This window comes from Streptomyces sp. (assembly GCF_031178505.1).
GTDB lineage: Bacteria > Actinomycetota > Actinomycetes > Streptomycetales > Streptomycetaceae > Streptomyces > Streptomyces gulbargensis.
Genome location: NZ_JAPSIW010000800.1, coordinates 1 through 3,080 on the forward strand (window position 1 = coordinate 1; position 3,080 = coordinate 3,080).

Annotated in this window: 3 protein-coding genes; all 3 read left to right on the plus strand. The window is 73.9% G+C overall.

The window, feature by feature from the left end:
- The first annotated feature begins 229 nt into the window (after window positions 1–229).
- The 3 genes from RIF68_RS32550 to RIF68_RS32560 are packed head-to-tail and all read left to right on the plus strand — an operon-like array spanning window position 230 to window position 3,038.
- Window positions 230–829: an XRE family transcriptional regulator gene (locus RIF68_RS32550; RefSeq protein WP_309054935.1), complete on the plus strand. Its 600-nt coding sequence runs from the start codon at window positions 230–232 to the stop codon at window positions 827–829.
- A 56-nt stretch (window positions 830–885) separates the two neighbouring features.
- Window positions 886–1,854 (plus strand): NADPH:quinone oxidoreductase family protein, encoded by a 969-nt coding sequence (locus tag RIF68_RS32555; RefSeq protein ID WP_309054937.1) that lies wholly within the window; start codon window positions 886–888, stop codon window positions 1,852–1,854.
- Window positions 1,851–3,038 carry an acyl-CoA dehydrogenase family protein gene (locus RIF68_RS32560; protein WP_309054938.1) on the plus strand — a complete coding sequence of 396 codons (1,188 nt, stop codon included), beginning with the start codon at window positions 1,851–1,853 and terminating at the stop codon, window positions 3,036–3,038. The genes RIF68_RS32555 and RIF68_RS32560 overlap by 4 nt, the downstream gene beginning before the upstream one ends.
- Window positions 3,039–3,080 lie beyond the last annotated feature (42 nt).

Here is a 3,080-nt window from a genome sequence, read left to right on the forward strand (position 1 = left end):
CGTCCGCCGGCGCGAGCGGCCGAGGACGAGCGCCGCGCTGAGCCCGGCGGCGCCACCGCCGACGACCACGGCCTCGTACGCCTCGCCTCCCTGAGCGTCCCCGCGCGAGCCCGTCCCCGCGTCGCCAACCGCGTTCCGCTGTGCGTTCCTGTAGCTGTTCATGCCGCCGAGCTTCGCCCGCTCCGGGAAACGCGGCAAGGAATGTTGCCGTTTCTGCAAAGCTGGACCCATGACCGAAGACGACCGCATCGACGCCGTGCTCACCGAGGTGGGCCCCCGGCTCCGCCGGGTCCGCCGCGACCGGGGCGTGACCCTCGCGGAGCTCTCCGCCGCCACCGGCATCTCCGTGAGCACCCTCTCGCGCCTGGAGTCGGGGCAGCGCAGGCCCAGCCTCGAACTGCTGCTGCCGCTCGCCAGGGCCCACCAGGTCCCGCTGGACGAACTGGTCGGCGCACCGCCCGTGGGTGACCCCAGGATTCGCGCCCGGCCCATCGTGCGCGACGGCCGCACGATGTACCCGCTCACCCGCCAGCCCGGCGGCCTCCAGGCGTACAAGGTCGTCCAGGAGCCCTCGGGGGAAGCGCCTGATCCCCGCGTCCACGAGGGGTACGAGTGGCTCTACGTCCTGTCCGGTCGGCTCCGGCTGGTCCTCGGCGAGCACGACGTGGTGCTCGGCGCGGGCGAGGCGGCGGAGTTCGACACGCGGGTGCCGCACTGGTTCGGCGCGACGGGGGAGGGGCGGGTGGAGTTCCTGAGCCTCTTCGGGCCGCAGGGGGAGCGCATGCACGTACGGGCGCGCCCCAAGAAGTCCGGCGGGACGGTTCCGTAGCGGCAAGCGACCGCTTAGTATGCCACCGACCGCTCGGTACGGACGGAGGCTTCCGGATGCAGGCATGGCGTGTGTACGAGAACGGCGAACCGGGCGCGGTGATGCGCCTGGAGGAGGTGGAGACGCCCACGCCGGGCCCCGGCCAGATCCTCCTGAAGGTCCGCGCCGCGAACGTCAACTTCCCCGACGCGCTGCTCTGCCGGGGCCACTACCAGGTGCGCCCTCCGCTGCCCTTCACCCCCGGCGTGGAGGTCTGCGCGGAGACGGAGGACGGGCGCCGGGTGATCACCACCGCCGCCCTGCCGCACGGCGGCTTCGCCACCCACGCCCTCGCGGACGCCGCCGGGCTGCTTCCCGCGCCCGAGTCCCTGGACGACGCGGAGGCCGCCGCCCTTCACATCGGCTACCAGACCGGCTGGTTCGGCCTCCACCGCAGGGCCGCCCTGAAGGAGGGCGAGACGCTCCTCGTCCACGCGGCCGCCGGCGGCGTCGGCAGCGCCGCCGTCCAGCTCGGCAAGGCGGCCGGCGCCACCGTCATCGGTGTCGTCGGAGGCCCCGCGAAGGCGGCCGTGGCCCGCGCACTCGGCTGCGACCTGGTGATCGACCGCGCCTCCGAGGACGTCGTCGCCGCCGTCAAGGCCGCCACCGGCGGCCGGGGCGCCGACGTCGTCTACGACCCGGTCGGCGGCGAGGCCTATCAGCAGTCCGCCAAGTGCGTCGCCTTCGAGGGCCGGATCGTCGTCGTCGGCTTCGCGAGCGGCACCGTCCCCGCCCCCGCCCTCAACCACGCCCTGGTCAAGAACTACTCGGTCCTCGGCCTCCACTGGGGTCTCTACGCGCAGAAGGACCCGGCCTCGATCGGCCGCTGCCACGAGACCCTCACCGCCTACGCCGCCAAGGGCCTGATCAAGCCGCTCATCGGCGAGCGCGTCCCCTTCGCCGGCGCCGCCGACGCGGTCCAGCGCGTCGCCGACGGCACCACCACCGGACGCCTGGTCGTCCTCCCGGAAGGAGTCCACGCGTGACCGACGCCGACGACCTGCGCGCCCGCACCCGGGCGCTGCTCCAGGAGCACCCCCCGGCCACCACCGACCGCACCACCTTCCTCCGGGCCCGCTTCGACGCCGGGCTCGCCTGGGTCCACTACCCCGCCGGCCTCGGCGGCCTCGACGCCCCGCGCGCCCTCCAGGCCGTGGTGGACGCCGAACTCGCCGCCGCCGGAGCCCCGGACAACGACCCGCGCCGGATCGGCATCGGACTCGGCATGGCCGCCCCCACCCTCCTCGCCTACGGATCCGAGGAGGTCAAGCGGCGCTTCCTGCGGCCTCTCTGGGTCGGCGAGGAGGTCTGGTGCCAGCTGTTCAGCGAACCGGGGGCCGGCTCCGACCTCGCCGCCCTCGGCACCCGTGCCGTACGCGACCCGGAGACGGGCGACTGGATCGTCGACGGGCAGAAGGTGTGGACCTCCAGCGCGCACGTCGCCCGCTGGGCCATCCTCATCGCCCGCACCGACCCGGACGTGCCCAAGCACCGGGGCATCACCTACTTCGTCTGCGACATGACCGACCCCGGCGTGGAGGTCCGGCCGCTGCGCCAGATCACCGGCGAGGCCGAGTTCAACGAGGTCTTCCTCACCGGTGTCCGCATCCCCGACGCCCACCGCCTCGGCGAGGTCGGCGACGGCTGGCGGGTGGCGCAGACGACGCTGATGAACGAACGCGTCTCCATCGGCGGGGCCCGCATCCCCCGGGAGGGCGGCATGATCGGCAAGCTCGCCGCCACCTGGCGCGAGCGGCCGGAACTCCGCACCCACGAACTCCACCGGCGCCTCCTGGAGCTGTGGGTCGACGCCGAGGTGGCCCGGCTCGCCGGCGAGCGGCTCCGCCAGCAGCTCGCCGCCGGCCGGCCGGGCCCCGAGGGCAGCGCCATGAAGCTCGGCTTCGCCCGTCTCAACCAGGCCATCAGCGGCCTGGAGGTCGAACTGCTCGACACCGACGGCCTGCTGTACGGGGACTGGACGATGCGCCGCCCCGAGCTGGTCGACTTCACCGGCCGTGACGCCGGCTACCGCTATCTGCGCTCCAAGGGCAACTCGATCGAGGGCGGCACCACCGAGGTCCTCCTGAACATCGTGGCCGAACGGGTCCTCGGACTGCCGCCCGAGCCCCGCAACGACAAGGACGTCGCCTGGAAGGACCTGGCCCGATGACCGACCTCCTCTACTCCGACACCGAGGACGACCTGCGCGCCG

Coding starts and splice junctions, on each gene's coding strand:
- RIF68_RS32550 (WP_309054935.1), top strand. CDS start 230: ATGACCGAAGACGACCGCATCGACGCCGTGCTCACCGAGGTGGGCCCC.
- RIF68_RS32555 (WP_309054937.1), top strand. CDS start 886: ATGCAGGCATGGCGTGTGTACGAGAACGGCGAACCGGGCGCGGTGATG.